This window comes from Streptomyces sp. 13-12-16, from assembly GCF_002114215.1.
GTDB lineage: Bacteria > Actinomycetota > Actinomycetes > Streptomycetales > Streptomycetaceae > Streptomyces.
Genome location: NZ_NCTE01000519.1, coordinates 1 through 2,372, shown reverse-complemented (window position 1 = coordinate 2,372; position 2,372 = coordinate 1). Strand labels below are relative to the sequence as shown.

Annotated in this window: 4 protein-coding genes; 3 read left to right on the top strand and 1 reads right to left on the bottom strand. The window is 75.0% G+C overall.

Annotated features, from left to right (window positions below; all coding sequences use genetic code 11):
* The 3 genes from B7767_RS20930 to B7767_RS20920 all read left to right on the top strand — a co-directional run.
* Positions 1 to 721: ROK family protein (locus B7767_RS20930; RefSeq protein WP_143652568.1), on the top strand; the 721-nt coding region annotated here is incomplete at its 5' end.
* Between the two features lie 28 nt (positions 722 to 749).
* Positions 750 to 1,640, top strand: coding sequence for an NAD(P)-dependent oxidoreductase (locus tag B7767_RS20925; RefSeq protein WP_085573544.1), 891 nt, complete (start codon positions 750 to 752; stop codon positions 1,638 to 1,640).
* A gap of 32 nt (positions 1,641 to 1,672) precedes the next feature.
* Positions 1,673 to 2,095, top strand: coding sequence for a PPOX class F420-dependent oxidoreductase (locus B7767_RS20920; RefSeq protein WP_085573543.1), 423 nt, complete (start codon positions 1,673 to 1,675; stop codon positions 2,093 to 2,095).
* Between the two features lie 84 nt (positions 2,096 to 2,179).
* On the opposite strand, the gene B7767_RS20915 is transcribed toward B7767_RS20920, so the two are convergent.
* On the bottom strand, positions 2,180 to 2,372 hold a 193-nt coding region (locus tag B7767_RS20915; protein ID WP_143652567.1), incomplete at its 5' end, for a DUF4865 family protein.

The window sequence follows — 2,372 nt, the reverse complement described above, 5'->3', positions numbered from 1 at the left end:
CAACCCCCTGCACCTGGCCTGGCCGGCGGGTGCCCCGGTGCGGGAGATCTTCGCCGAGCAGGTGCGCGCGGCCGGCCTGGGCGGACCCGCCTTCGCGGCCAACGACGTCAACCTCGCCGCCCTCGCCGAACACCGGCACGGCGCCGGGCGCGGCTCCCGCGACCTGCTGTGCGTGGCCACCGGCCACCGCGGGGTGGGCGGCGCGCTGGTGCTCGACGGCCGCCTGCACTCGGGCAGTTCGGGCCTCGCCCTGGAGGTCGGGCACCTCGCCGTCAACCCCGAGGGCCGCCCCTGTCACTGCGGCAGCCGCGGCTGCCTCGACGTCGAGGCGGACCCGCTGGCCCTGCTCACCGCGGCGGGCCGCGCGCCGGGCCCCGAGATGTCCCTGCTGAAGCAGGCCGACGACCTGATCCGCGGACAGTACGACGACCCGGACGTGCGCACCGCCACCGAGTCCCTCATCGACCGCCTCGGCCTGGGCCTCGCCGGACTGGTGAACATCCTCAACCCGGACCGGATCATCCTCGGCGGACTGCACCGCACCCTGCTGGAGGCCGACCCGGACCGGCTCCGCGCCGTCGTCGCCGACCGCAGCCTGTGGGGCCGCAGCGGCGGCGTGCCCATCCTCCCCTGCACCCTGGACCACAACAGCCTGGTCGGCGCGGCGGAACTGGCCTGGCAGCCGGTACTGGACGATCCTCTCGGGGCACTGGTGCGATAAGGCAGCCCGACAGACAGAAAGCGGAGTCATGACCGACAAGCTCACCGTCAGCGTCCTGGGTACCGGCATCATGGGCGCGGCGATGGCCCGCAGCCTCCTCCGCGCGGGGCACACCGTACGGGCCTGGAACCGCACCCGCGCCAAGGCCGAACCGCTCGCCGCCGACGGCGCGCACATCGCCGGCACCCCCGCCGAGGCGGTCGGGTCCGCCGATGTCGTGCTGACCATGCTGTACGACGGCCCGGCCACCCTGGAGACGATGCGTCAGGCCGCCCCCGCCCTGCGCGGCGGGACCGTCTGGGCGCAGTCCACCACCGCGGGCGTCGAGGGCGTCGCCGAACTGGCCGGATTCGCCCGCGAGCACGGCCTGCTCTTCTACGACGCCCCGGTCCTCGGCACCCGGCAGCCCGCCGAGGCCGGACAGCTGACCGTGCTCGCCGCCGGACCGGTCGAGGGCCGGGACAGGGTGACACCGGTGTTCGACGCGGTGGGCGCCCGCACCGTGTGGGCCGGGGAGGACGGCGCCGCGGCCGGCGCGACCCGCCTGAAGCTGGTCGCCAACAGCTGGGTGCTCGCCGCGACCACCGCCGCCGGTGAGGCCCTCGCCCTGGCCAAGGCCCTCGACGTCGCACCGGACGGCTTCTTCGACCTCATCGCCGGCGGCCCCCTCGACATGGGCTACCTGCGCGCCAAGGCCGGGATGATCCTCGACGGGCGGCTCACCCCGGCCCAGTTCGCCGTGACGACCGCGGCGAAGGACGCCAGACTGATCGTGCGGGCCGGTGAGCAGCACGGCGTCCGCCTGGACGTGGCCGCCGCGAGCGCCGAACGGTTCGAGCGGGCCGGCGCCCGGGGCCACGGCGACGAGGACATGGCCGCCGCCTACTACGCCAGCTTCGACGAGGACCGCACCACCTGATCGGCCGAGCAGCGAGCACGAAGGAGTCCGTGGTGTCCAAACCCCCGCTTCCCCCCGAGGCACAAGACCTGCTGCGCAGGGCCAACCCCTGCGTCATGGCCACGCTGCGCTCCGACGGCGCGCCCGTGTCCACCCCCACCTGGTACCTGTGGGAGGACGGCCGCGCGCTGATCAACTTCGACGAGGGCCGGGTACGCCTGAAGCACGTCCGCCGCGACCCCCGCGTCACCCTCACGGTCCTGGACGGCGACGGCTGGTACACCCACGTCACCCTGATCGGCCGGGTGACCGAGATCTACGACGACGAGGACCTGGCCGACATCGACCGTCTCTCCCGCCACTACACCGGCGACCCGTACCCGGACCGGGAGCGGGCGAGGGTCAGCGGCTGGCTCGAGGTCGACCGCTGGCACGGCTGGGGCGCGCTGAAGGACAGCGACCAGGCGGGCGGCTGACCCCCCGGTGTCCGGCCGGGCCCCAGCGCCGGCCTACGGCGGAGGACCGGCCGGGGCGCCCGGCAAGGGCGGTGCGGACCGTGCTCACCACTGTCGTCCCCGGGGCAGCGCGTCCCGTTCCGGCGTCGACAGGTGCAGCACCTGGAAGACCTCGCCGTCCACCCCGGGCGCCTCCCGCGCCCAGAGCGAGAAGTGCACCAGTTGCCAGCGGGCGGTGTCCACGACGACCGCCGCGAGCACCGCGCCGTCCCGGCCGGCCAGCCGCCCGCACTCCTCC